This window comes from Pseudomonas sp. CAM1A (assembly GCF_047501685.1).
In the GTDB taxonomy this organism is placed as follows: Bacteria; Pseudomonadota; Gammaproteobacteria; order Pseudomonadales; family Pseudomonadaceae; genus Aquipseudomonas.
Genome location: NZ_JBFNXP010000003.1, coordinates 824761 through 849680, shown reverse-complemented (window position 1 = coordinate 849680; position 24920 = coordinate 824761). Strand labels below are relative to the sequence as shown.

The window sequence follows — 24920 nt, the reverse complement described above, 5'->3', positions numbered from 1 at the left end:
GAGGACTGTTCCCATGAGCAACGTCGACCACGCCGAAATCGCCAAGTTCGAAGCCCTGGCCCACCGCTGGTGGGACCGCGAGAGCGAGTTCAAGCCGCTGCACGACATCAACCCCCTGCGGGTCAACTGGATCGACGAGCGCGTCGGCCTGGCCGGCAAGAAGGTGCTGGACGTCGGCTGCGGTGGCGGCATCCTCAGCGAGGCGATGGCCCAGCGTGGCGCTACCGTCACCGGTATCGACATGGGCGAGGCGCCACTGGCGGTGGCCCAGCTGCACCAGCTGGAGTCTGGTGTGGCCGTGGAATACCGGCAGATCACTGCCGAGGCCCTGGCCGAGGAGATGCCCGAACAGTTCGACGTGGTCACCTGCCTGGAGATGCTCGAGCACGTGCCCGACCCTTCCTCGGTGATCCGCGCCTGCTACCGCATGGTCAAGCCCGGTGGCCAGGTGTTCTTCTCGACCATCAACCGCAACCCCAAGGCCTACCTGCTGGCCATCATCGGTGCCGAATACGTGCTGAAGATGCTGCCGCGTGGCACCCACGACTTCAAGAAGTTCATCCGCCCCTCCGAGCTGGGCGCCTGGAGCCGCGCCGCGGGCCTGGAGGTCAAGGACATCATCGGCCTGACCTACAACCCGCTGACCAAGCACTACAAGCTGAACAACGACGTCGACGTCAACTACATGATCCAGACCCTGCGCGAGGAATGAGCATGCGCTTGCGAGCAGTACTCTTCGACATGGACGGCACCCTGCTGGACACGGCGCCGGACTTCATCGCCATCTGCCAGGCGATGCTCGCCGACCGTGGCCTGCCGGCCATCGACGACGCGCGCATCCGCGAGGTGATTTCCGGTGGCGCCCGCGCCATGGTCGCTGCGACCTTCGCCATGGACCCCGAGGCCGACGGTTTCGAAGCCTTGCGCCTGGAGTTCCTCGAACGCTACCAGCGCGACTGCGCGGTGCACAGCAAGCTGTTCGACGGCATGCCGGAACTGCTGGCCGACATCGAGAAAGGCAACCTGCTGTGGGGCGTGGTCACCAACAAACCGGTGCGCTTCGCCGAACCGATCATGCAACGCCTGGGCCTGGCCGAGCGCTCGGCACTGCTGATCTGCCCGGACCACGTGAAGAACAGCAAGCCCGACCCCGAGCCGCTGATCCTGGCATGCAAGACGCTCGACCTGGACCCGGCCAGCGTGCTGTTCGTCGGCGACGACCTGCGCGACATTGAGTCCGGCCGCGACGCCGGCACCCGCACCGCGGCGGTGCGCTATGGCTATATTCATCCAGAGGACAACCCCAACAACTGGGGCGCCGACGTGGTGGTGGACCACCCGCTGGAACTGCGCAAGGTGATCGACAGCGCGCTGTGCGGCTGCTGATTTCAAGTCGCAAGCGTCAAGCTTCAAGCCTCAAGAAAGAGTAGCTCCAACACTGATCCGCTTTCTCTTGTAGCTTGCCGCTTACAGCTTGCAGCTCATATTCAAGGACAGACCTATGTTCGACTACACCGCCCGCCCCGACCTGCTCAAGGGCCGGATCATCCTGGTCACCGGTGCCGGCCGCGGTATCGGCGCCGCCGCCGCCAAGGCCTATGCCGCCCTGGGCGCCACCGTGCTGCTGCTGGGCAAGACCGAAGCCAATCTGAACGAGGTCTACGATCAGATCGAAGCTGCGGGCCACCCGCAGCCGGTGGTGATCCCGTTCAACCTGGAAACCGCCCTGCCCCACCAGTACGACGAACTGGCGGTGATGATCGAGGACCAGTTCGGCCGCCTCGACGGCCTGCTCAACAACGCCTCGATCATTGGCCCGCGCACGCCGCTGGAGCAGCTGTCGGGCGACAACTTCATGCGCGTGATGCATATCAACGTCAATGCCACCTTCATGCTGACCAGCACCTTGCTGCCACTGCTGAAGCTATCCGAGGATGCCTCGGTGGTGTTCACTTCCAGCAGCGTCGGGCGCAAGGGCCGCGCTTACTGGGGCGCCTACGGAGTGTCGAAATTCGCTACCGAGGGCCTGATGCAGACCTTGGCGGATGAACTGGAAGGCGTCGCGCCGGTGCGCTCCAACAGCATCAACCCGGGCGCCACGCGCACGGCGATGCGCGCCCAGGCCTACCCGAGCGAGAACCCGCAAGACAACCCGCTACCCGAGGACATCATGCCGGTGTACCTGTACCTGATGGGGCCGGACAGCAAGGATGTGAACGGGCAGGCGCTGAACGCACAGTAAAACCGACAAGACTGATCGCGGGGCAAGCCCCCACGCCTTGCTACGTGGGAGCGGCGGTGCGCCGATGCGACTTGCCCCGCAACGCTTCAGCCCGCCGCCAAGGCCGGGCGCAGACGCCCCTGCTGGCGCCCTTCGAGCTGCATGCAACGCTCCAGGAACAGGAACATGCAGTCGTAGCTCTTGCAGATTGCCCGGCGCAATTCGGTGCGCAGCCCCAGGGTCGGGCTCTCGCCCGCCAGGGTGCAGATGATTTCCAGCGCCTCCCACGGGTGCGCGTCATCATACTGCGCATGCATCTTCAGCCATTTCATAGCGCGCTTGCGGGTGTCCTCGGGGAAGCCCTGGGCATAGGTGTCCTCGGCGCAGACCACCGCTGACCACTCGCCGGTGGCCCCCTCGATGGCGTAGTTGGTGGCCGCCATGGCGATGGCCAGCGACTCGGTGGCGCACACTCGCCAACACCAGTCGTTCAAGCCATTGAGCTCGGGCGGCACTTCCTGTGATTGCAGTTCATGCAGGTGCACGCCATGAGCCTGGCACCAGTGCACCCAGTAGTCGGCATGGTTGAGCTCGACGCGGATGTTGCGCATCAGCCAGCGGCGCGCCATGTCCTCGCCGGGATGCCGGGCGTAACGGGTCTTGGTGAGATTGTGGGCCATATAGAGGGAGAACTGCTCAACCACCGGCCAGCCACCGATCAGGTACTGGCGGATGGTCGACTGCTTGAGCTGGTTATCACGCAGGCGTTGGTAGAACTCATGCTCCACCACCCGGCGCTTGCTTTCGCGGCAATCCTCTATCAGTTGTTGGGCCCACTGCGGATAACTGGCCGGATCCATCAATGGTCCGATCCTTACGAACGCGTCGATCACTGTCAGCTCCTTGATTCCCTGTGATTTCCGGGCGTTGTTCAGCGAAAGGTCCCCGGCGCCCGGTGCAGAAGGGGCCTCGCGGCAATCCGTTGGCGCTGCAGGCTGTCGCAGGTGAATACCTGCGGGCGTTCGATGAGGTATCCCTGGGCGTAATCCACGCCGATTTCCTGCAAGGCCTGCTCGATCAGCGGCGTCTCGACGAACTCGGCGATGGTTCGCTTACCCATGACGTGGCCGATGTGATTGATCACTTCGACCATCGCCCGGTTGATCGGGTCATCGAGCATGTCCTTGACGAAACTTCCGTCGATCTTCAGGAAGTCTACAGGCAAATGCTTCAAATAGGCGAATGACGACATCCCGGCGCAGAAGTCGTCCAGCGAGAATCTGCAGCCCAATCCTTTCAATTCATTGATGAACCGAATTGCACTGCCCAGATTGGCGATAGCGCTGGTTTCAGTAATTTCAAAACAGATCAGCCGCGGCGGGATATCGAACTCGCCAAACAGGCGCTGCAGGTACTCAAGGAACTTGTCGTCGCCGATGCTTGAGCCCGACAGGTTGATGGCGCACATGGCCAACGGTCCCTCCCGCCCCTCATCCAGGCATTGGCGAATCACCTGGAACACACTGCGCACCACCCAACGATCGAGCGCGGTCATCAGGCCATAGCGCTCGGCTGCAGGAATGAAGCTGTCGGGCAGGATGGTGCGCCCGCTTTCATCGTGCAGGCGCAGGAGGATTTCGATGTGCCCCGGGCCCTCGTGAGGATGCAGCGGGGCGATTTCCTGGGCGTAGAGGCAGAAGCGGTTCTCCTCCAGCGCCACGTGCAGGCGCTGGATCCAGGCCATTTCGCCGAAGCGCATGGAAAGCTCGCTGTCGTCGGCGTGATAGACCTGCACCCGGTTGCGCCCTTTCTCCTTGGCCATGTAGCAGGCCATGTCCGCCGCGCGCAACGACGCCTCCAGGGTGCTGGGCACCTGGGCGATATGTACCAGGCCGATGCTGACCGTTGTGACGAAGGGCCTGCCCTTCCACACGAAATGCAGGCTCTGCACGGCCTGGCGCAATTGCTCGGCGATGCGCTCGCCCTGCTCGGGGGGGCAGTTCTCGAGCAACACACCGAACTCGTCGCCACCCAGACGCGCCAAGGTGTCGCCCTCGCGCAGGCCCGACTGCAGCACCGCGCAGATATGCCGCAGCAGCTCGTCGCCAGCGGCATGGCCACAGGTGTCGTTGACCAGCTTGAACTGATCCAGGTCGAGGAACATCAGCGAATGCCGCCCGGCCTGGCGCGCCAGGCCATTGAGCGCCTGCTCCAGGCGATACTCGAACTCGCGGCGGTTGGCCAGCCCGGTCAGGGCGTCGTGGGTGGCCTGCCAGGAGAGGTTGGCGATGTACTGGCGCTCCTGGGTCATGTCGTGCAGCACCACCACGATGCCACTGACCTGCCCCTCGGTAAGAATGGGCGAGCCCACCAGGTTGACCGACACCGTGCTGCCGTCCAGGCGCTGGATCAGCCGGGCGTGCTCGGCGCCGCCCTTGAGGCTGCCGCTGAGCACCTGCTCGACCAGTGTCCGACTGTCGCCTTCGGCATTCTCGTCGAGCAGGCTGAACAGCGCCGCCAGCGGCAGGCCCTGGGCCTGCACCGCCTGCCAGTGTGTCAGTTGCTCGGCAGCCGGGTTCATGTAGCTGATGCAACCGTCGACATCGGCGGTGATCACCGCGTCGCCGATCGACTCCAGGGTGATCTGCGCCCGCTCCTTTTCCTCTTGCAACGCACTGGCGAACGCCTGGCGCTGGGACAGCAGCTTGCTCGAGCGCCGCCAGGCCATGGCAATGAGGAACAGCGCGGTGGCCAGGTTGGTAAGCATCAGCACTTTGAGCAGCATCCGCGAGCCTTCGCCCAGGGCATCGCTGAACGCCTTGGCGGCAGGGGTCACGCCATCATTGATGGCGACGATGCGCGCCTTCCAGTTGGCTATCTGCTGAGCGTCGGCCTTGCCGCCGGCAAACCCTTCGCGCATCTGCTGCGCCAGCACGTCGAGCTGGCGCAGGTAGTCATCACCGATGTCCCAATAATCGATGGCGGTTTCCATGTAGCTGATATGGCGAAAGTTGCGGTAGAACCAGATGATCCGGGCGACGTCCTCGGGATGGTTGCCACCCTGCAGCACGCCTTGGCGCGCTGCCTCCAGGTCCGGCTCGGGCCGATCCAGAGCCAGACGCAGATTGTGATCGCCCTGGGGCACCAGGATGGCCCGGCGATAGCGGGCATAGGTCAGCGGATCGCGATCATCGGCATAGAGGTTGAGGTAGTAGATGGCGTCCTTCTGCGCCTTGGACCACAGGCTCTCGCCCGCCACATAGGCGCGCACGGCGGACAATGCATAAAGACTCAGACTGCCCAGCAGTACCTGGAAAACCACAACGGCGACGAAGGGCCAGATGATACCCAGCAGCCTTGGCGCTTCGAGAGTCCGATTTCCCTTCATGTAATCCCTGTCATGGCGGCAGATAAGGCACGAATCGACCTAGACAAGCACAGCGTAGGCCATTTGCCATGAAGCAGCGACCAGGGAAAAGCGCCAAGCGGCAAGAAAAAGCCTGCTCGTTTCGACTTGCCGTTTGAACCTTGAAGCTTGAGGCGGTTTTTCAGGTTTGCTGCAGGTGGCCGTAGAGCTTGGCGTACAGGCCACCTTCGGCGATCAGCTGCTGGTGGTCGCCATCTTCGGCGACATGACCGCCATCGAACACCAGCACCCGGTCCGCCTGCTTCACCGCCGACAGGCGGTGGGCGATGATCAGCGTGGTGCGCCCGCTGAGGAAGCGCGCCAGGGCCAGGTGCAGGTTGTATTCGGTGGCCGCGTCCAGCGCAGAGGTGGCCTCGTCGAGGATGACCACCTTGGGTTCGGCCAGCACCATGCGGGCGATCGCCAGGCGCTGGCGCTGGCCACCGGACAGGCGCACGCCGGAGCGTCCGACGATGCTGTCCAGGCCCTGGGGCAGCGCGGCGATGGTGGCGTCCAACTGGGCAATGCGCAGCGCCTGCCAGCAGGCGTCGTCGCTGCAGTCACGACCCATGGTCAGGTTGGCGCGCACGCTGTCGTTGAACAGTGACGGGTGCTGCAGCACCACCGCGACATTTTCGCGCAGGGTCTCCAGGCCGATTTCCTGCAGGCTGGCGCCACCGAAGCGGATGGTCCCGGCCTGGGCGCTGTACAGACCCAACAGCAGTTGCACCAGAGTGCTCTTGCCACCGCCACTGGCACCGACGATGGCGACCTTCTCACCCGGGGCGATGGTCAGGTTGAGCTGGTCGAGCACCGGCTCGTCGGCATAGGCGAAGCGCAGGTCGCGCACCTCGATACCGACCGTGTCGCGCCCGGCGAACGGGTCGGCGGCCGCCGGATACTGCGGCTCGTCGGCCCGCGCCAGCAGCTCGTTCAAGCGGCTCAGCGCACCACCGGCGGCATAGTAGGCATATTGCAGGTTCAGCAACTGCTCCACCGGGCCGATCATGAACCACAGGTAGCTGAACACCGCCAGCATCTGGCCGATCGACAGGTCGGAAAACAGCACCGTGAGCATCGCAGCGGCACGGAAGATATCGATGCCGAACTGGAACAACAGGCCACTGGCGCGGCCACTGGCGTCGCTCTTCCACTGCGAGGCCACCGCGTAGTCGCGCACCTCGCGGGCGCGCAGACCCAGGCGGCCGAGGAAGTAGCCCTGGCGGTTGCCGGCGCGGATCTCCTGGATCGCGTCGAGGGTCTCGGTCAATGCCTGGGTGAAACGTGCGGTGCTATCGTTTTCGAGTTTCTTAAGGTGCTTGACGCGCTTGCCCAGCTGCACGGTGAAATAGATCACCAGCGGGTTGAACAGCAGGATCAGCAGCGCCAGCTGCCAGTGCATCCAGATCAGGATGGCCGCGGTGCCGGTCAGCGTGAGCACGGCCACCAGGAAGCGGCTCAGGGTTTCGCCGACGAACTTGTCGAGGGTGTCCAGGTCGGTGACCAGGTGGGTGGTCACCGTGCCGCTGCCCAGGCTTTCGTATTCCTTGAGCGAAATGCGCTTGAGCCGCTCGATCAGGCGGATGCGCAGGCGGTAGACGATGTCCTTGGCCAGGCCAGCGAACAGCTTGGCCTGGACCACGTTGAACGCCAGTGCCGCCAAGCGCAGACCCAGCGTGGCGCACAGCATCAGGCCAATGTAGCCGGCGGCCACCTGCCAGCCCGCGGGCAGGAAATTGTTCATCCACTTCAGCGCCGCGTCGCCATGCCCCAGCAGCACTTCGTCCACCAGCAACGGCAGCAGCAAGGGAATCGGTACGCTGCACAGGGCGGCGAGCACGGCCACCAGGTTGGCGGTCCACAGGGCTTTTTTGTGGTGCAGGGCCAGGCGGCGGATCTCCGCCCAGCTCAGGCGATCGGGCACAGCGGGGGACTTCCCTGGCACAGGGTCTGGCGACCCTGGCAGATCAAGCACAGGCGGCCTGCTGCAGCCAGCGGCCGAGCAAGGGTTGCAGGCTATCCAGCGGCTGGTAGCCATTGGTCAGCAGGGCCAGCTGGCCATTGCGCTCGGCCAGCAGCGTCGGGAAGCCAGCGATGCCCAGATCCTGCACCCAGGCGAAATCGGCACTGGTGGAAACTCGGGTGTCAGGGAGGGTGAAGCGCTGGGAGAACTGCTCGCGGTCGAAGCCGGCCTGCTCGGCCAGCTCCACCAGTTGCGGGGCGCGGGTGACATCCACGCCCTGCTCGTAGAACGACGCCTGGATCAGTTGCAGCAGGCGCCAGGCCCGCTTGTCGTCCAGCTCGCGTGCCGCCACCAGAGCGCGGCACGCCGGCTCCGTGTCGTAGACGAAACCGTCGGGCATGGCGCCATCGAAGCGAAACGGCTGCCCGGTGGCGTCATGCACCGCCTGCCAGTGCTCGAGGATGTACTTGCGGGTCGAGGCGTCCAAGGCGCTGCCACCGGTCCGCAGGCCTCCCGGCACCAGGCGGGTCTCGACACCCGCCTCACGGGCCTGGGCGATCAGCGTCTCGGCCACCGGGGCAAAGCCCCAGCACCAGGAGCACATCGGGTCCATCACATAGAGCAGGCGTGCGGACATGCATCAGGCCTCGGCTTTGTAGTTGAAACCGATCGGGTGCGGCTGGTTGCGCGCCTTGGCCAGCTCGATCTGCTTCTGGCGGTCGATGGCGCTGCGCCGGGTCTTCTCGCTCAGGCTGTCCCAGCAGTGCGGGCAGCTCACGCCTGGCGAATAGTGCTCCGACTCCCGGTCCTTCACGTCGATCGGGTGGCGGCAGGCATGGCACTGGTCGTACTCGCCCTCGGTCAGGTCGTGGCGCACCGTGACCCGGTTGTCGAAGACGAAGCAGTCGCCGTCCCAGAGGCTTTCTTCCTGGGGTACTTCCTCGAAGTATTTCAGGATGCCGCCCTTAAGATGATAGACCGCTTCGTAGCCCTCACTGAGCATATAGCTGGAGGCCTTCTCGCAGCGGATGCCACCGGTGCAGAACATGGCGACCTTCTTGTGCTTGCTCGGGTCGAAGTGGGTCTTGATGTAGTCGGGAAACTCGCGGAAGGTCTCGGTCTTCGGGTCGATGGCGCCCTTGAAGGTGCCGATGGCCACTTCGTAGTCGTTGCGGGTGTCGATCAGCAGCACTTCCGGGTCGCTGATCAGCGCGTTCCAGTCTTGCGGATCGACGTAGGTGCCGACCGCCTTGTTCGGGTCCACGCCCGGCACGCCGAGGGTGACGATCTCTTTCTTGAGCTTGACCTTGGTGCGGTAGAACGGCTGCTCGTCGCAGTACGACTCTTTATGGTCGACGTCCACCAGGCGTGGGTCGTTGCGCAGCCAGGCCAGCAGCGCGTCGATGCCTTCGCGGGTGGCCGAGACGGTGCCGTTGATGCCTTCGTTGGCCAGCAGCAGGGTGCCTTTTACGCCGTTGTCGAGCATGGCCTTGAGCAGCGGCTCGCGCAATTCGACGTAGTCTTCGAGGGTGACGAACTTGTACATCGCCGCCACGACGATCGGTTGGGTCATTGCGTTGAATCTCCAGGTGGTTGCCCTCGTAAGGGGCGGACCGGAATGACAAATGCAATCATGGCGACGCCATCGCGGGACAAGCCCGCTCCCACGCAGCGTTCAGTGGCTGGCGTGGGAGCGGGCTTGCCCCGCGATGGCGTCGACAGGATGTCTGTGAGGCGTGCAGTCTACCAGAATCCCGGAAAGGATTCAGTGCTTGCCGCCGCCGGCGCATACCGGCGAGGCCGGCGCCACACCGACCACAGCCCATTCCTCGGGTGTGTAGGTGTGAATCGCCAGGGCGTGGATCTGGCCCATCAGATCACCCATGGTGGCGTAGACCTTCTGGTGGCGCTTGACGCTGTTCAGCCCGGCGAACTGCTCGCTGACCAGCACCGCCTTGTAGTGCGTTTCCTGGCCACGGCTGTGCATGTGGCTTTCGTTGTGCACTTCGAGGTGTTGCGTGCCCAGCGGCGCCAGCTGCTGTTCGATACGTTGCTGCATGCTCATCGCTTCAGGCTCACTTCTTCGCCGGGGCCTTGCCGGCGCTTGGGTCGAGTTCCTTGGTCATGTCGTCGAGCAGCTTGTTCACCACCGGTACTGCCGGCTCAAGGCTCTGTTGGGTCAGCTGGGCGGACTGCTGGGTGACCTTGGGCATTTCACGCAGCACTTTCTTGCCCAGCGGCGATTCGTAGAACTTGACCAGGTCGTTCAGCTCGGCCTCGGTGAAGGTCGCGGTGTACAGGTTGACCATCTGCGGCTTGAGCTTCTTCCAGCCAATGGCGTTGTCCAGGGCCGCGTTGGCCTTGGCCTGGTAGCTGTCGAGCACGGTTTTCTTGGAGGCCGGCGCCTTGGTCTGCTCGAAGCGCTGGGCGAACATCTGCTGGACCTGCATGTACACCGGGGTGCCCAGCTTGTCGGCATTGGCCAGGGTCAGGAATTTCTCGGCGGCAGCGTTGTGCGCTGGAGTGGCGGCGAGTACCTGGCCGCTGGCGCAAACCAGGGCAACGGCGGCACAGAGGACACGGAGACGGGTCATTGCATTTCCTTCAAGAAAGGGAGGCGAGTACCTCAGAGTAGAGCATTCTGCGCTGTGATGGCGAAGTGCTCAAGTGGCACGACGAGCGACGGAACCGCTCTGTCGAATCAGGGCCTAAACTGCGATTTCGAACCACAAAGGAGTGAGCGCAGCATGAGCCGTATCGAGACAGACAGCCTGGGCCCGGTCGAAGTTCCGGAGGACGCCTACTGGGGTGCGCAGACCCAGCGTTCGCTGATCAACTTCGCCATCGGCAAGGAGCGCATGCCGCTCGCGGTGCTGCACGCCCTGGCGCTGGTCAAGAAAGCCGCTGCCCGGGTCAACGACCGCAACGGCGACCTGCCCGCCGACATCGCCCGCCTGATCGAACAGGCCGCCGACGAAGTGCTCGACGGCGAGCACGACGAGCAGTTTCCGCTGGTGGTGTGGCAGACCGGCAGCGGCACCCAGAGCAACATGAACGTCAACGAGGTGATCGCCGGGCGCGCCAACGAGCTGGCCGGCAAGGGCCGTGGCGGCAAGCTGCCGGTGCACCCCAACGATCACGTCAACCGCTCGCAGAGCTCCAATGACTGCTTCCCCACCGCCATGCACATCGCCGCCGCCCAGGCTGTGCACGGCAAGCTGCTGCCGGCGATCGCCGAACTGTCAGCGGGGCTGGCCGAGCTGTCGGCGCGCCACGTACACCTGGTCAAGACCGGGCGCACGCACATGATGGACGCCACGCCGATCACCTTCGGCCAGGAGGTCTCGGCCTTCATCGCCCAGCTGGACTACGCCCAGCGCGCCATCCGCGCGACCTTGCCGGCGGTTTGCGAGCTGGCCCAGGGCGGTACCGCCGTGGGCACCGGGCTCAATGCCCCGCACGGTTTCGCCGAAGCCATCGCCGCGGAGCTGGCGGCCTTGTCCGGCCTGCCGTTCGTCACTGCGCCGAACAAGTTCGCCGCCCTGGCTGGCCATGAGCCGCTGACCAGCCTGGCCGGCGCGCTGAAGACACTGGCCGTGGCCCTGATGAAGATCGCCAACGACCTGCGCCTGCTGGGTTCCGGGCCACGCGCGGGGCTTGCCGAGGTACGCCTGCCGGCCAACGAGCCAGGCAGCTCGATCATGCCCGGCAAGGTTAACCCGACCCAGTGCGAGGCCTTGTCGATGCTGGCCTGCCAGGTGCTGGGCAACGATACGGCGATCGGCTTTGCCGCCAGCCAAGGCCATCTGCAACTGAACGTGTTCAAGCCGGTAATCATCCACAACCTGCTGCAGTCGATCGAACTGCTGGCCGATGGCTGCCGCAACTTCCAGCAGCACTGCGTGGCCGGCATCGAGCCGGACGCCGAGCAGATGGCGGCGCACCTGGAGCGTGGGCTGATGCTGGTAACCGCGCTGAACCCGCACATTGGCTACGACAAGGCAGCGGAAATCGCCAAGAAAGCCTACGCCGAGGGCAAGACCCTGCGCGAGGCGGCGCTGGAATTGAAGTACCTGACCAACGAGCAGTTCGACCAGTGGGTAAGGCCAGAGAACATGCTGGCGCCCGGCGGCAAGGGCTGATCCGGCGGCCTCATCGCGGGGCAAGCCCGCTCCCACGCAGCGTTCAGTGGCTGGCGTGGGAGCGGGCTTGCCCCGCGATGGGACCCTCAATCAACCTGCACCCGACGCGCTTTCCAGCCAGCCACCAGCGCCGAGCCCAGTACAACGGTCACTGCCCCGACATACCCGAGGCCATTGATCTGCTCGGCATGCACGTAGTCCGGCCAAAGCCAGGCCGCCAGCGCTACCGCAACGAACGTCACCAGCGGTGTCAGCGCCAGGGTCGCGCTCACCCGCGAGGCCTCCCAATGCGCCAATGCCTCGGCGAACGCGCCATAGGCCACCAGCGTGTTCAGGCAGCAGGCCAGCAACAGCCAGCCCTGCAATGGGCTGAGCTGCAACGCCTCCAGCGGATGTACCCAAGGCGTCAGCAGCAGCGCGCAGCAGACGTAGATCACCATCATCACCTGCTGCGAGTTCCACACCGTCAGCAATTGCTTCTGGCTCAGGGCATAGAACACCCAGATGCTGGTCGCCAGGATGATGGTCAGCACACCGGTGGTGTAGGTGCCGAGTGACGTGAGCAGCTCTTCCAGACGCTGATTGAAGAACAACGCGAACCCCGCCAGCAGCACCAACAACCCCAGCCCCTGTCCCAAGCTGAAACGCTCTTTGAAGACAAAGACGCTGGCCACCAGCAACAGCACCGGCCCCAGCTGTACCACCAGTTGCGCGGTGCCGGGGCTGAGCAGCTTCAGCCCGACCAGGTACAACACATAGTTGCCCACCAGGCCGGCCACCGCGACGGCCACCAGGCCCTTGCCCTTGACACCGAGGCCGCTGAACGACGGCAGTCGCCGATTGGCCGCCAGCCAGGCGAACAGCAGGCCGCCGGATACGCTCAGGCGGTACCAGGTGACGGTCACCGGGTCCATCACCTGCAGCACCTGCTTGAGCTTGATCGGCAGGATGCCCCAGAGAAACGCGGTCAGCAGCGCCAGCAGCAGGCCCTGGACCCAGCGTCCGGAAGAAATGTGCATGGTGTCCTCGAATCAGGCCTTGGCGGGGGAAGCTGCAGTCTAAAGGCTTGCCGGGAAGGATGTGGCGGGAAAAGATTTCATCAGGTCATTCCCTGAATGCATGCTCGATGCGTGGGCGGGCTTTCGTGGGAGCTGGCTTGCCCTGCGACAGGGCCAAGCCAACACCCATACACGATCCGCCTACTTCTTGTCCTTGGCGAACGCCGCCTCCAACGCCTGGTTGATCGTACGCAGCACCTTGACCCGCGCCCAACGCTTGTCGTTGGCCTCCACCAGGGTCCACGGCGCGATCTCGGTGCTGGTGCGGTCGACCATGTCGCCCACCGCCTCGGAATAGACGTCCCACTTGTCGCGGTTGCGCCAGTCTTCCTCGGTGATCTTGTAGCGCTTGAACGGGATCTGCTCACGCTCCTCGAAACGCTCCAGCTGGGTCTGCTGGTCGATGGCCAGCCAGAACTTGACCACCACCACCCCGGCGTTGCTCAGTTGCTCCTCGAAGTCGTTGATCTCGCCGTAGGCGCGCATCCAGTCCGCCGGGCTGCAGAAGCCCTCGACCCGCTCCACCAGCACACGGCCATACCAGGAGCGGTCGAAGATGGTGAACTTGCCCCGCGCCGGGATGTGGCGCCAGAAGCGCCACAGGTACGGCTGGGCACGCTCTTCCTCGGTGGGCGCGGCAATCGGCACGATGCGGTACTGGCGCGGGTCCAGGGCCGCCGCCACGCGACGGATGGCCCCGCCCTTGCCGGCCGCATCATTGCCTTCGAACACCGCCACCAAAGCGTGACGGCGCATGCGCTTGTCGCGCAGCAGGCCGGCCAGGCGTGCCTGTTCGGTGACCAGCTGTTCCTGATAGTCGTGCTTGTCCAGGCGCAGGGTCATGTCCAGGGCGCCGAGCAGGCTCTTCTGGTCGATGCTGCGCCCCAGGGGCGCGACATTGCCCTGGTGCTTGCCCTTGGGATTGTTGGCCAGCGCGGCCAGCAGGCTTTCGAGCAGGATGCGCCCGACCGCCAGGCTGCGGTAATGCGGGTCGACGCCCTCGACCACATGCCAGGGCGCATAGTCGCGGCTGGTACGGCGCAGCACCCGCTCGCCGAAGCGCACGAAGCGGTCGTAGGTTTGCGACTGCTGCCAGTCCAGCGGGCTGATGCGCCAGTTGTGCAGCGGGTCTTCCTTGAGCGCCTTGAGCCGCGCCTTCATCTGCTTCTTGGACAGGTGGAACCAGAACTTGATGATCAGCGCGCCCTCGTCGCAGAGCATCTGCTCCAGGCGCTCTGCTCCGGCGATGGCCTGGTCGAGCACGGCGTCCTTGAACTGGCCGTGCACCCGGCCTTCGAGCATCTGGCTGTACCAGTTGCCGAAGAACACGCCCATGCGCCCCTTCGGTGGCAGCGCCCGCCAGTAGCGCCAGGCCGGCGGGCGGGCCAGCTCTTCGTCGGTCTGCTGGTCGAAGGTGCGTACCTCGATCAGCCGCGGGTCCATCCACTCGTTGAGCAGCTTGACCGTCTCGCCCTTGCCGGCGCCCTCGATGCCGTTGATCAGCACGATCACCGGAAAACGCGCCTGCTGCTTGAGTTCGTACTGGGCTTCGAGCAAGGCCTCGCGCAGGGCGGGCACTTCGGCTTCGTAGGTGTCCTTGTCGATGCTGTGACCGATTTCGGCGGATTCGAACATGGAGGGCTCCTTCAATGGACCAGCTACAAGCTACAAGCTTCAAGCTGCAAGAAAAAGCAGGTCGTGCGACTATTCACTTTTTACTTGCAGCTCGAAGCTTGCAACTTGCGGCTTAATACGACCATGTCCGACACCCTCCTCCCCACACAGGCCCAGATCGACTGGGATGACCAGGGCCGCCCCCACTCCCGGCAATACGACGATGTCTACTTCGCCATCAACGAAGGCATCGACGAGACCCTGCATGTGTTCATCGAGCAGAATCACCTGCGCCAGCGCTTCGCCGAGCTGCAGCCGCATGCCTGCCTGGTGATCGGTGAAACGGGCTTTGGCACCGGCATGAATTTCTTCTGTGCCTGGCAACTGTTCGCGGAGCTTGCGCCCGCCGACGCGCGCCTGCATTTCGTCAGCGTCGAGAAGTACCCACTGGCTCGCGACGACCTGGCCCGCGCCATGCAATTGTGGCCGGACCTGGCCGCCTTCACCCAGCCATTGCTGGAGCAGTACGTGGCGATCCACCCGGGCTTCCAGCAATTCAGCCTCGACGGTGGCCGCGTCACCCTGACCCTGATGATCGGCGACGCCCTGGAACAGTTGCCTCAGCTCGACGCCCGCATCGACGCCTGGTTCCTCGATGGCTTCGCCCCGGCGAAGAACCCCGACATGTGGACGCCGGGACTGTTCGCCCAACTGGCGCGGCTGTCGCATCCCGGCACCACTCTGGGTACCTTCACCACCACCGGCTGGGTGCGTCGCTCGCTGATCGAGGCCGGCTTCACCATGAAGAAAGTGCCGGGCATCGGCAAGAAGTGGGAAGTGATGCACGGGGTCTACAGCGGTGCGCCCGTCGCTCGCGCAGCGCCCTGGTACGCACACCCGGCACCCGCATCGGGGCCACGCGAAGCGCTGGTGATCGGCGCCGGCCTGGCCGGCAGCGCCACGGCCCGAAGCCTGGCCACACGGGGCTGGCAGGTCTGCATGCTGGAGCGCCACGACGGCCCGGCCCGGGAGGCCTCGGGCAATCCACAAGGCGTGCTGTACCTGAAACTTTCCGCCCACGGCACCGCCCTTTCGCAGATGATCCTTGCCGGCTTCGGCTATACCCGCCGCTGGCTCGAGCACCTGCAGCGTGGCCAGGACTGGGATGCCTGCGGCGTGTTGCAACTGGCTTTCGATGATCAGGAAAAGGCGCGCCAGGCCAAGCTGGCAGCGGCCTTTGACAACAGCTTGCTGCAGCGCCTGGAGCGCGCCCAGGCCGAAGCCATCGCCGGGGTCGCGTTGCCCAGCGGCGGCCTGTACTACCCCGAAGGTGGCTGGGTGCACCCGCCTGCGCTTTGCCAGGCACAGCTGGATCACCCGCGCATCCGCCTACTGACCCACGCCGATGTGCTGGAGCTGCGCCGTACCGCTGGCCTGTGGCAGGCCTGGGAGGGTGAGCGCCTGCTGGCCAGCGCACCGCTGGTGGTGTTGGCCGGCGCCGCCGATATCCGCCGCTTCCCGGCGTGCGCCGGGCTGCCGCTCAAGCGCATTCGTGGGCAGATCACCCGCCTGCCCGTGACCGAAAGCAGCCGTGAGCTGCGCACCGTGGTCTGTGCCGACGGCTATGTGGCGCCCCCGCGAGGGGACGAGCACACCCTTGGCGCCAGCTTCGACTTCAACAGCGAAGAACTGACACCGACGGTGGCCGAGCATCAGGATAACCTGGCGCTGCTCGATGACATCTCCACGGACCTCGCCGCCCGCCTGCGCACCGCCGAGCTGGACCCGGCGCAGTTGCAGGGCCGGGCGGCGTTTCGCTGCACCAGCCCGGACTACCTGCCCATCGTCGGGCCGATGGCCGATGTCGAGGCGTTCAACGAGGCCTACGCCATGCTGGGCAAGGATGCGCGGCAGGTACCAGATGTGGCCTGCCCGTGGCTGGAGGGGCTGTATGTGAACAGTGGGCACGGCTCACGGGGCCTGATCACCGCGCCGCTGTCCGGCGAACTGATTGCAGCCTGGGTCAGTGGCGAGCCGCTGCCGGTGCCCAGGGCAGTGGCCGAGGCGTGCCATCCCAACCGCTTCGCGCTGCGTCGGCTTATCCGCGGCAAGTAGCACCGGGATTGGGCGAAGCGCTCCCGAAAGCGCGCCCCTTGAACGCAAAAGGCCGCCGCATCGATTGGATGCGGCGGCCTTTTGCCTTGTGGTCAGCGCCGACGCGGCTGGCGCTTGCGCTGTTCTTCGTCGGTCGGGATCGGCACCGGCTGCAACGGTGGCGGGAGCAGGCCCAGGGCGACGGCGAGGTCATGGAGCCAGTTGTACATGCGTTCGTTCATATTGCCCCCTTGACGGGTCAGCCTCACGGTCAATCAATCTTGCGATGCGTCATACAGATCATAGTCCGATGTCTTGTATTGCGCATGCCTCTGTTCTTACAGATATGGGCGATTCTGACCCGGATCAAGCGCAGATGGCAGCTTCCGACGGTCGGTCAATCGTTTCGCTTTGTTGCAAATCGATCCAGGCCTGCAGATTGGCCCCCCGTTTGCCTTGGCGCCACATCAACCAGGTCATGGCATGATCGAACGGTGCCTGCAAGCAGTGGGCGCGCACCTGGTCACGCCCCGGCAGGCTGTCGAGCATGGATTGCGCCATGAGTGCCACCCCGGCCCCGGCGATCACGCAGGCCAGCATGCTCTGGTAGGACTCGATCTCCATCACCCTGCCCATGGGCGTGTGAGCATGGGCATACCAGGCCTCCAGGCGCATGCGGTACGAGCAGCCCTGGCGGAAGGTGAACACCGCCTTGCCGGCAACGTCACTGGCGCTGTGCACCTCCGGGTGTTCGGGGCTGGTGATCAGCACCAGCGTTTCCTCGCACAGTGGCACCCCATCCAGCCCGGCCAGGTTGAGCGGGCCGTCGACCAACGCCGCGTCCAGCCGATGGCTGAGCACGCCCTCGAGCAGTTCGGCACTAGGCGCCGCCTGGACCTGCAGGTTCACTGCGGGATAAGCCTGGTGGTAACGCGCCAGCAGCGCCGGCAAGTGGATGGCCGCCGTGCTGTACATGGTGCCCAGCACGAAATCCCCCGCTGGCTGGCCGCCCTGCACCGCCGCAAGCGCCTCGTCGCGCAGGTTGGACAGGCGGTTGGCGTAGTCGAGCAGCACCTTGCCGGCCGGCGACAGCTGCAAGCGCTGGCGCTCGCGCAGGAACAGTTCCACGCCCAGTTGCTCCTCGAGCTGACGCAGGCGCGTCGACAGGTTCGACGGCACCCGGTGCAGGCGCTCGGCGGCACGGGTCACCGAACCTTCCTCGGCCACGGCCTGGAAGATGCGCAGTTGGCTGAACTCCATACGACTCTCCAAAACAGAACAACTTGATCATCATTATTCAATTTTATTGAAAGTCAATGCGCCCTACCCTGCCATCCATCGCATCCCTTCGTGCAGGAGACTTTCCATGTCGCCCTTCGTGCAACTGCTGGCCAGCGCCGTGGCGCTGATGATGGCCATGGGCATCGGCCGCTTCGCCCTGACCCCGCAACTGCCCCGGCTGATCGCCGAGGGCCAGTTCGACCTGACCGCCGGCGGCCTGGTCGCCGCCGCCAACTACCTGGGCTACTTCCTTGGTGCGGTGGACGCCATGTTCGCCCGCCAGCCACGCCAGGTGCGCCTGCGCCTGAATGGCGGGCTGTGGCTGTGCGTAGTGCTGACTTTGGCGTCGTGGGCGGCCGACGGGTTCTGGAGCCATTTGCTGCTGCGCTTTGGCACCGGCGTGGCCAGCGCCTGGGTGCTGGTGATGATCGCCAGCCTCAGCCAGCAACTGGCCAGTGCCCATGGCCGCCAGCGCCTCGGCGCACTGGTGTTCGCCGGACCCGGTGTCGGGATTGCGGTGACAGGCTTCCTGGCCTTGGCTGCGCACATGTTGGGGCTGGATTCGGCGGCGCTGTGGCTGGTTTATGGGGTCGCCGCACTGGTCATGCTGCTCGCGGTGCTGCCCTGGCTGCCGCAAGCGCTCGAACCCGTCACCTTGCCCCCTGGCACCGACCGCGGCCACAACAATGGCATCGGCCGCCTGGGCCTGGTCTACGCGCTCTACGGGATCGGCTACATCCTGCCGGCCACCTTCCTGTCGCAGATGGCCAGCCAGCAGTTCCATGGGCAATGGCTGGCCGACCTGTTCTGGCCGGCGTTCGGCCTGGCCTCGGCGCTGGGTGTGATGATCGTCAGCCTGCGCCGCCCAGGCCGCACCTCGAACTGGCTGAGCATCACCCTGTGGTTGCAAGGGCTGGGTGTACTGGCCTGCCTGCTGGGCGGCGGCGTCGGCCTGGCATTGGGCGTACTGCTATGTGGCGGGCCGTTCCTGGCCTGCATGCAACTGGTGATGCAGCGCTCGCGGGAGCTGGCGCCCCATGCCACGCAGCGCAATGCCGGGATGTTGACCGCTTGTTTCGCCCTTGGGCAATTGAGTGGGCCGCTGCTGGCGGCGTTGAGCAGCCATTTCAGTGGGGGATTACAGCCAGCATTGGTACTGGCGGCGACAGGGCTGGGTCTGGCCGGCGTGCTGACTGTAGGCTCCTCACGGTCGCAACCTTGCGCCAGCGTTGAACAGGTGGGTTGAGCGTACCGGCCTGTCTTACGCTTACCCAACCACCCTGCGCAACTGCTGCCGCACCCACGCCTCGGCGCTGACCATGATCACCCCAAGCAGCACCATCACCGCGCCGATCACGAAGTTCAGGCTCAGCGGCTCGTCCAGCAGCAACACGCCAAAGGTCACCCCGAACAGCGGCGTGATAAAGGAAAACACCGCCAGGTTCGACGCCAGGTACTTGCGCAGCAACCAGAACCAGGTCAGGTAGCTCACGAACGACACCACGATCCCCTGGAACAGCACGCTGCCCACCGCCAGCGGGGTCAGCGAGAAGTCTGCGATCTGCCCGCTCAACAAGGCGATCAGCACCAACCCGACAAACCCCACTGCCAGCTGGTAGAACAGGGTCAAGGTCGCCGGCGCCTCGGACAACCGCGAGCCGCGCACCACCACCGTGGTCGCGCCCCAGGCCAGACCCGCGAGGATCGCCAAGGCATCGCCCAGCAACATGCGCCCATCGAGGTGTTCGAGGGAAACCCCACCGGCGAAAGCCAGGGCAATCCCCCCGAACGCCAGCAGGATCCCCAACCACTGCAACAGCCGCAGCCGCTCGCTGGGCATCATGAAATGCAGCCCCAGGGCGGTGAAGATCGGCGCGGTGTAGAGGAACACTGACATGTGTGCCGCCGAGGTCAGCTTCAGCCCTTCGGCGATGAACAGGAACTCCAGCCCGAACAACGCACCAGCCAGCAGCCCCGCGCGCCAGGTGCTGCCGACCTGGCTCCAGCCACCCCGGAAGCACACCAGCAGGCCCACCAGTACGGCAGCGATGCCATTGCGAAACGCCGCCTGCATGACCGGCGCAATGTCCACGGCGGCGGACTTGATCAACACTTGCTGGCAGCCCCAGACCAGGCACAACCCCAGCATGACCTGGAAAGCGAAGGCGTCGGGGTGCTTGCGGACCGCAGTCATAGGCGGCCCCGTTTCGAGTTGAGCGTCATGGCAAGGCTCGGCAGTGAGAATGGATCCCGATTATCGGGTGACCGGCCTTGCCGATGCCAGCCTAAATTGACCCGCCTGCGATCTGCGCCTTGGCCGAGACGTGCTCAAAGGTGGCTTCGTCCAGGGCATCGGCCTGTTCATCGAGCACCTGGCGTGGGTGTTCGAAGCCCGGAATGCTGCTGTCGATCAGGCTGAGCAGGCGCGAACCGCGCGGGCTGAGGACGAAATTCTCGCCGTTGCCGCCTTCCGCTTCAGGCCGGCTCTCGATGAACCCCCGTTTCAAGAGGATCTTTTCGTACTCGCAGGCCTGGGCCTTGATCTGGTTCAGATCGCCCGGTGCCTCGCCATCAGCGGCCAGCGCGGCGGCATGCTGCTCGGCATAGGGGCGTGGCGTGAAACTGTGACCGGCGCCGTTCTGCACTTCGTGCAGCAAGCGTTCGATCAGGTCCCAGTCGTATGTGCTCATGGGGTAAGCCTCCTGCTGTGAACAAGTAGGTACACAGCGTGGGACTGACAGAGGTTGCCAGGTGTTCAATCAGAAACCGAAGGGCTGCCCCATTGCTCTTCGAAGGCTACAAGTCGTTCAGCATTTCACGTATGTACTCGGAAAAACTGTCCGCCACTTGATTCGCCTCACGGCTTACCGGGTCGATATCGACAACCAGCCAGCCATTGTTCGTATCGAACCCCGAGCAGTACCCCTGCATGTCATCCCCGAACAGGAGGATGCCGTCCAGGGGGAGTTCATCATCTTCATCGTAGACCTGGTTTGGGGTCAGCAGGCCCTCATACAACATGTAGGCAGCCTCACCCACTTCACCCCAGCCAAGCTCCTTCATGAAGGCAACATAATCGGCCGGCACTTGCGAATGATCGGCAGTCAGTGCCGCGAGCACCTGTGCATTGGCTGTCTCCAGTTTTGCAAGCAAGCCGGATGCCTTGTCCGGCTGCAGATCTTCATACCTGTCCACGACTGCTCCTTCCATGTCACGAATCAGCCGAAACTCGATCACGACGACGCCGGGGTGGCGAACATGCTTTTTACCCCAGGCTTAGGCACTGTACGAAAAGTAATGTCGTAAACACCGCCGCCAGCAAGCCAGCGTGACCATCGCAGCAAAGCTTTCCGCTAGCTTGCAATAGCGCGTACCCAGGCGGCGGTGCTCCTTTAACCAACCAAATAGCCGTTCGATAGCGTTCCTCTGCCGATACTTGCGCTTGTCAAACAGACGCGGTAAGCCCGGCTCATGTGAATTTTCGTCGTCAACCCGCCCCGGCTTCGTACAAGTGCGTGGTCCGTTGGTTCTTCAGCCCCCCTTTTTTGCCTGCTCCGGCAGAGGCACGGGTGGCCCTCACGGCGGTTGAGTCGATGCACCAGGTGGTCAAATCAATCTGGCCCTGTGCATTGAGTTTGAGGTGTAACCGCTTGAGCATCTTGTTGAAGGTTCCTTGGTTTCGCCAGTCTCGAAATCGTTGATAGACCGTCGACCAAGGCCCGAACCGTTCCGGCATGTCCCGCCAGGTTGCGCCTGAGCACAGCACCCACAACACGCCGTTGAGCATCAGGCGATCATCGACTCTTGGGCGTCCTGTACGTCGATGTGCGGTGAAGAGGTCCGCGACTATTTCCCATTCTGCATCGGAAAGTTCGTATCGCTTGGACATGGCAGAATCCTTCGCCTAAAAAGCGAGAACTCTACGGAAAATCAGGCTTCCAGAGGCTCCGGTGAGGTTTCAAAGGTTTTCATACAGAACCTACACCCGGAGTATATTTCTTGAACTTTCATAACATGTAAAAGTGGCAACTTGGCCATTCTCATACCCGTAACGGGATAGGTACATAGACAGCTTCTACTATCGCACTCTTGCCACTTTCCAAATCTGGAGCATAGAGCCCGATCTCGAGACCATCCGTCAGCAATTTCATACCGGAGCCATCGTCCTCGAATTCATAATTTACATGTATCCGTTGGAAAAATCGCTCCAGCAAATCGACCGAAACCCCGAGAAGTGTCTGCCCCTGAAAGTCCAGAGTTGCTTCAGGATAGTAAAGTTGCACCCCGCTCAAGCTATCGTGCTGGTCATACCATGCCTTCATCAGAGCGTCACCAAAGACATCCGTCGAATTCTCGGAGAAAGCAGTCTTGGCAAACACCTTGTAGGGGAGCTTTAACTTGGCCCGGACTTCATCGCGCCCGCGCACCCCAGCAAATACATCAAGCCCATCTTTCGAACTATACGTGAAATGCATGCCATCACCTTTTGATGAAGTCGCTGGGATCCAGTGTGTTCGCGTACTTTAACATCTGTTCGATCGCCGCATCATATTCACTGCCAAAGCGAGAGCGGATGTCATCCACATCCATCTGGATAGCGTCCTTCAATCGCCCCTCCTGCAATAGTTCCTCTTGCTTCGCCCGATAGGCTTTGGCTTCCGAAGAACTGCCGTAGCTGGCAGTGAGCCGATGGTCAGACGGGTCCATCTTGATGGCGGGTCCGTCCATGCTGCTGATAGGCGCCGATGCATAGCAACATAAAGCAACATAAAGGGGACTGATCTATTTTCCATACTCTAATTTTGACGCCACCAGGATTTCCTTACCGACACCTTAAGCAACGGCCTTCAACGTCGTTTTGGCCATGCATAGACAGAAACTAGAGTAGAAAAATAAATCTGTCCCCTTTTCTCTTTTTTTCTCTTCACGCCAATGTGCATGATGATGAAAGAGGGACGAATGTATCCTGCATGTTCCGGTTCTTGCGCACACTGGCTCGACATACTTGGCATGTGCTTTGGAACGTTTGAGCGGGCGCCCTTCACATCTACCTCATTTCCCCTCATCTCTTCGCCGGACTGCGCCCTGGGCGACGGGATCGAATCCTGCCGGCCATCGGGTACTGTCGTCGAACATGGCCAACAGGAATGCAGCCTTCTCTATCCTGCACACGCGTAGATCAGCACCGCACAGATTGCTCCCATTGAATACCGCCCCTCCGATATCAGTCTCTGTCAGGTTTGCACCGCGCAGGTCGGCCCCACTGAAGTCGGCGAAGGCAGCCAGCGCCCGAGAAAGATCTGCATTGCGCAGCCGGGCGCCATTGAACAGGGCATTGGCCAACGTTGCTCCTCGCATGTCGGCTGCGCTCAGATCCGCCTCGATGAACGATGCGTTTCTGAGATCGCTACCAATGAACGTCGTCGCCCTTGCATCCAGGCGGTCGAACTCCGCCCGGTGCAATGAAAGGCCATCGAGGTTGGCGCCAGGCAATTTGTCTTGGTCAAACACCCTGCAAGTCCCCCGTTTCAAAGCACATCTTCATCGTCCCTGTAAAAATCCGAAATCAGAGCAGGTTAGATAGATCTTTCACTTTCCGCCCAACCCGCTTACCTGAGCCCTACCCATACAACTTAGGCGCTGCACGAAATCTATCTGGACTCGCCCATAATGCGTTGAAACGAGGCTCGGAATGCTCATACTCCAGCACACTGCACTTCCTCCCCCTTTTCTCTTTGTCTGGCCTTCGCGCAGACACATTCGTACAGACCCTAATCAGTTATCTGCTCCACAGCATAAGTCGTGAAACTATTTGTACCTTCCTCCAAATGCAATCGCCGGCATTGGGGGCAACGATAAACTGTCATAGCAGTTATTTCAATCGCCTCGTAAAACTGCTTCGAAGACATTGACTCTACATCCAGGCGCTCTGCAACCTGCTCTATAACTGACTCAGGCATTAGTGTCATTTCATAATCTGACCAGCCATGCGACAATTTCATGACGCACCCACACCTACACAAGAATTTTGGCATTCTGATTTTCCGAATTTTTATCTATCGGTACACGCCATGCCGTCCAGAAGCGCCTGAAACCTTAGTGAATCAGCAATGCAGCAAAACAATATTGCCCCCGCTTTTTCGACTGCTACAGTTCCATCAGCCCAGTGGATGCTCTCTGACATAGGCCCGCAAATCCTCAAGTGCTATACCCGGCGCGCCTGATGCCAACCATAGCTGGAACTCTGCGGGGTAGGGTGACAATACTTGGCCACCGGCGACCTGATGCTCCGTCACTGCTCCATACTTGGCGACAAATCTGAGATGCGTCACAACAAGCACCCAGATTCGTCTCAGCGCAGGTGATTCGGGCACCCCTTGTGAAGCATCGGTCAGGTATACCGACTCCCCCTCGACGAAAGCGAGAAGATCATCTGCCCTGCCCACTTGAATCAAAGCACGAATCAACTCACTCTTTTCCATATTGCTCTCTAATCACGAAATTCAACCGAGCAGTGTGATACCACCTCGACGCTCCTGAAACCGAGCAAGGATATTGCTTTAACTAACGGAGCAGCCCATAGCCGTCGTCTTGGCCATGCAACAGCAAAGAGTAGAGCAAAACAAATAAAACCGTCTCCTTTCCGCACCCAACTCAGCTATATATATTGAGCAGTCACATACCATCCAGAAGCACCTGGAGCTTTAGCGGGTCAGCGACAGTACCAAAGTAGTATACTCCCCCTCCAGTCGCCGAAAAATCCGGCGACTTCATCTTCAGATAAGGGACAAAATACTCAGCATCCAATAAATACTCCAATCTCTTGCAATCTTCAAGCCCTGCAATACGTACGAAAGGCCCCTGCTCCGGATCCAAACAAACTTGAATTTTTTCACCGATTATTGTATCGATCATAACCACCTTCGTTATCCGAACATCTCGAGAACCACCTACAACTCTATACTATCGAGCAGCTCTTGAAGCTTGATCGGATCAGCAACGGTACCAAAATAGTACTCGGTCCCACCATGAACACTAAGATCTGGGCACGGCCCCAGCCAATAGAGAACATTGAGCTCATCATCAAACAGATCCCTGAGCGCCCCACTGTCCTGAAAGGAAAAAATCCTTATATAAGGAC

25 protein-coding genes and 1 pseudogene are annotated in these 24920 nt (G+C 62.6%); 6 read left to right on the top strand and 20 right to left on the bottom strand.

From position 1 onward, the window contains the following. The first annotated feature begins 13 nt into the window (after positions 1 to 13). The 3 genes from ubiG to ABZO33_RS12370 all read left to right on the top strand — a co-directional run bounded on the left by ubiG (position 14) and on the right by ABZO33_RS12370 (position 2242). Positions 14 to 712, top strand: a complete 699-nt coding sequence (gene ubiG / locus ABZO33_RS12380) for a bifunctional 2-polyprenyl-6-hydroxyphenol methylase/3-demethylubiquinol 3-O-methyltransferase UbiG (protein ID WP_414536251.1) — start codon at positions 14 to 16, stop codon at positions 710 to 712. Positions 713 to 714: 2 nt separating this feature from the next. Then, positions 715 to 1386 carry an N-acetylmuramic acid 6-phosphate phosphatase MupP gene (gene mupP / locus ABZO33_RS12375; RefSeq protein ID WP_102684341.1) on the top strand — a complete coding sequence of 224 codons (672 nt, stop codon included), beginning with the start codon at positions 715 to 717 and terminating at the stop codon, positions 1384 to 1386. A 115-nt stretch (positions 1387 to 1501) separates the two neighbouring features. Continuing rightward, positions 1502 to 2242, top strand: a complete 741-nt coding sequence (locus ABZO33_RS12370) for a YciK family oxidoreductase (protein ID WP_414536250.1) — start codon at positions 1502 to 1504, stop codon at positions 2240 to 2242. Between the two features lie 86 nt (positions 2243 to 2328). Here ABZO33_RS12370 and ABZO33_RS12365 read toward each other — a convergent pair whose 3' ends face one another. From ABZO33_RS12365 to ABZO33_RS12335, 7 genes are all read right to left on the bottom strand, one after another. Continuing rightward, on the bottom strand, positions 2329 to 3114 hold the full coding sequence (locus ABZO33_RS12365) for a TenA family transcriptional regulator (RefSeq protein WP_414536249.1): 786 nt from the start codon (positions 3112 to 3114) through the stop codon (positions 2329 to 2331). Between the two features lie 38 nt (positions 3115 to 3152). Then, positions 3153 to 5609, bottom strand: coding sequence for an EAL domain-containing protein (locus tag ABZO33_RS12360; RefSeq protein WP_414536248.1), 2457 nt, complete (start codon positions 5607 to 5609; stop codon positions 3153 to 3155). A gap of 160 nt (positions 5610 to 5769) precedes the next feature. Next, the gene (locus ABZO33_RS12355; protein WP_414536247.1) at positions 5770 to 7602 is read right to left on the bottom strand and encodes an ABC transporter ATP-binding protein; all 1833 of its coding nucleotides are present in this window, start codon (positions 7600 to 7602) and stop codon (positions 5770 to 5772) included. Then, complete coding sequence (locus tag ABZO33_RS12350; RefSeq protein ID WP_414536246.1) at positions 7595 to 8227, bottom strand: DsbA family protein; 633 nt, start codon at positions 8225 to 8227, stop codon at positions 7595 to 7597. Before ABZO33_RS12350 ends, ABZO33_RS12355 begins: the two co-directional genes overlap by 8 nt. A 3-nt stretch (positions 8228 to 8230) precedes the next feature. Next, a complete protein-coding gene (locus tag ABZO33_RS12345; RefSeq protein WP_414536245.1) occupies positions 8231 to 9163 on the bottom strand; it encodes a rhodanese-related sulfurtransferase in 933 nt (310 codons plus the stop codon). Positions 9164 to 9355: 192 nt separating this feature from the next. Continuing rightward, a complete protein-coding gene (locus ABZO33_RS12340) occupies positions 9356 to 9655 on the bottom strand; it encodes a BolA family protein (protein ID WP_414536244.1) in 300 nt (99 codons plus the stop codon). A 10-nt stretch (positions 9656 to 9665) separates the two neighbouring features. Then, positions 9666 to 10184, bottom strand: a complete 519-nt coding sequence (locus ABZO33_RS12335) for a DUF2059 domain-containing protein (RefSeq protein ID WP_414536243.1) — start codon at positions 10182 to 10184, stop codon at positions 9666 to 9668. A 153-nt stretch (positions 10185 to 10337) separates the two neighbouring features. Between ABZO33_RS12335 and ABZO33_RS12330 the strand changes: the two genes are divergently transcribed. Further along, complete coding sequence (locus tag ABZO33_RS12330) at positions 10338 to 11732, top strand: class II fumarate hydratase (protein ID WP_414536242.1); 1395 nt, start codon at positions 10338 to 10340, stop codon at positions 11730 to 11732. A gap of 86 nt (positions 11733 to 11818) precedes the next feature. Here ABZO33_RS12330 and ABZO33_RS12325 read toward each other — a convergent pair whose 3' ends face one another. Together ABZO33_RS12325 and pap are read right to left on the bottom strand one after the other, a co-directional pair. Continuing rightward, positions 11819 to 12751, bottom strand: coding sequence for a DMT family transporter (locus tag ABZO33_RS12325; protein WP_414536241.1), 933 nt, complete (start codon positions 12749 to 12751; stop codon positions 11819 to 11821). 180 nt (positions 12752 to 12931) lie between these two features. Further along, positions 12932 to 14425: a polyphosphate:AMP phosphotransferase gene (gene pap, locus ABZO33_RS12320; protein WP_414536240.1), complete on the bottom strand. Its 1494-nt coding sequence runs from the start codon at positions 14423 to 14425 to the stop codon at positions 12932 to 12934. A 123-nt stretch (positions 14426 to 14548) separates the two neighbouring features. Here pap and mnmC point away from each other — a divergent pair, with 123 nt between their 5' ends. Next, positions 14549 to 16519, top strand: a complete 1971-nt coding sequence (gene mnmC / locus ABZO33_RS12315; protein ID WP_414536239.1) for a bifunctional tRNA (5-methylaminomethyl-2-thiouridine)(34)-methyltransferase MnmD/FAD-dependent 5-carboxymethylaminomethyl-2-thiouridine(34) oxidoreductase MnmC — start codon at positions 14549 to 14551, stop codon at positions 16517 to 16519. Between the two features lie 92 nt (positions 16520 to 16611). On the opposite strand, the gene ABZO33_RS12310 is transcribed toward mnmC, so the two are convergent. Both ABZO33_RS12310 and ptrR read right to left on the bottom strand, forming a co-directional pair. Continuing rightward, complete coding sequence (locus tag ABZO33_RS12310) at positions 16612 to 16740, bottom strand: PA1414 family protein (RefSeq protein WP_256206021.1); 129 nt, start codon at positions 16738 to 16740, stop codon at positions 16612 to 16614. A 124-nt stretch (positions 16741 to 16864) separates the two neighbouring features. Then, entirely contained in the window at positions 16865 to 17758 is an 894-nt protein-coding gene (gene ptrR / locus ABZO33_RS12305) for a putrescine utilization regulator PtrR (RefSeq protein WP_414536238.1), read from the bottom strand. A 106-nt stretch (positions 17759 to 17864) separates the two neighbouring features. Between ptrR and ABZO33_RS12300 the strand changes: the two genes are divergently transcribed. Then, positions 17865 to 19025, top strand: a complete 1161-nt coding sequence (locus tag ABZO33_RS12300) for an MFS transporter (RefSeq protein ID WP_414536237.1) — start codon at positions 17865 to 17867, stop codon at positions 19023 to 19025. Between the two features lie 21 nt (positions 19026 to 19046). Here ABZO33_RS12300 and ABZO33_RS12295 read toward each other — a convergent pair whose 3' ends face one another. From ABZO33_RS12295 to ABZO33_RS12255, 9 genes and pseudogenes are all read right to left on the bottom strand, one after another. After that, positions 19047 to 19973: a DMT family transporter gene (locus tag ABZO33_RS12295; RefSeq protein WP_414536236.1), complete on the bottom strand. Its 927-nt coding sequence runs from the start codon at positions 19971 to 19973 to the stop codon at positions 19047 to 19049. 91 nt (positions 19974 to 20064) lie between these two features. Next, a complete protein-coding gene (locus ABZO33_RS12290) occupies positions 20065 to 20469 on the bottom strand; it encodes a transcriptional regulator (RefSeq protein ID WP_414536235.1) in 405 nt (134 codons plus the stop codon). A 106-nt stretch (positions 20470 to 20575) separates the two neighbouring features. Further along, positions 20576 to 20974 (bottom strand): SMI1/KNR4 family protein, encoded by a 399-nt coding sequence (locus tag ABZO33_RS12285; RefSeq protein ID WP_414536234.1) that lies wholly within the window; start codon positions 20972 to 20974, stop codon positions 20576 to 20578. 81 nt (positions 20975 to 21055) lie between these two features. Next, positions 21056 to 21668, bottom strand: a pseudogene (locus ABZO33_RS12280) (IS5 family transposase). Positions 21669 to 21819: 151 nt separating this feature from the next. Then, a complete protein-coding gene (locus tag ABZO33_RS12275) occupies positions 21820 to 22254 on the bottom strand; it encodes a hypothetical protein (protein ID WP_414536233.1) in 435 nt (144 codons plus the stop codon). Between the two features lie 4 nt (positions 22255 to 22258). Then, positions 22259 to 22486: a hypothetical protein gene (locus ABZO33_RS12270; protein ID WP_414536232.1), complete on the bottom strand. Its 228-nt coding sequence runs from the start codon at positions 22484 to 22486 to the stop codon at positions 22259 to 22261. A 345-nt stretch (positions 22487 to 22831) separates the two neighbouring features. Continuing rightward, on the bottom strand, positions 22832 to 23290 hold the full coding sequence (locus ABZO33_RS12265) for a pentapeptide repeat-containing protein (RefSeq protein WP_414536231.1): 459 nt from the start codon (positions 23288 to 23290) through the stop codon (positions 22832 to 22834). A 647-nt stretch (positions 23291 to 23937) separates the two neighbouring features. Continuing rightward, positions 23938 to 24261, bottom strand: coding sequence for a hypothetical protein (locus tag ABZO33_RS12260; protein ID WP_414536230.1), 324 nt, complete (start codon positions 24259 to 24261; stop codon positions 23938 to 23940). 193 nt (positions 24262 to 24454) lie between these two features. Beyond that, positions 24455 to 24694 (bottom strand): hypothetical protein, encoded by a 240-nt coding sequence (locus ABZO33_RS12255; RefSeq protein ID WP_414536229.1) that lies wholly within the window; start codon positions 24692 to 24694, stop codon positions 24455 to 24457. Positions 24695 to 24920: the final 226 nt, after the last annotated feature.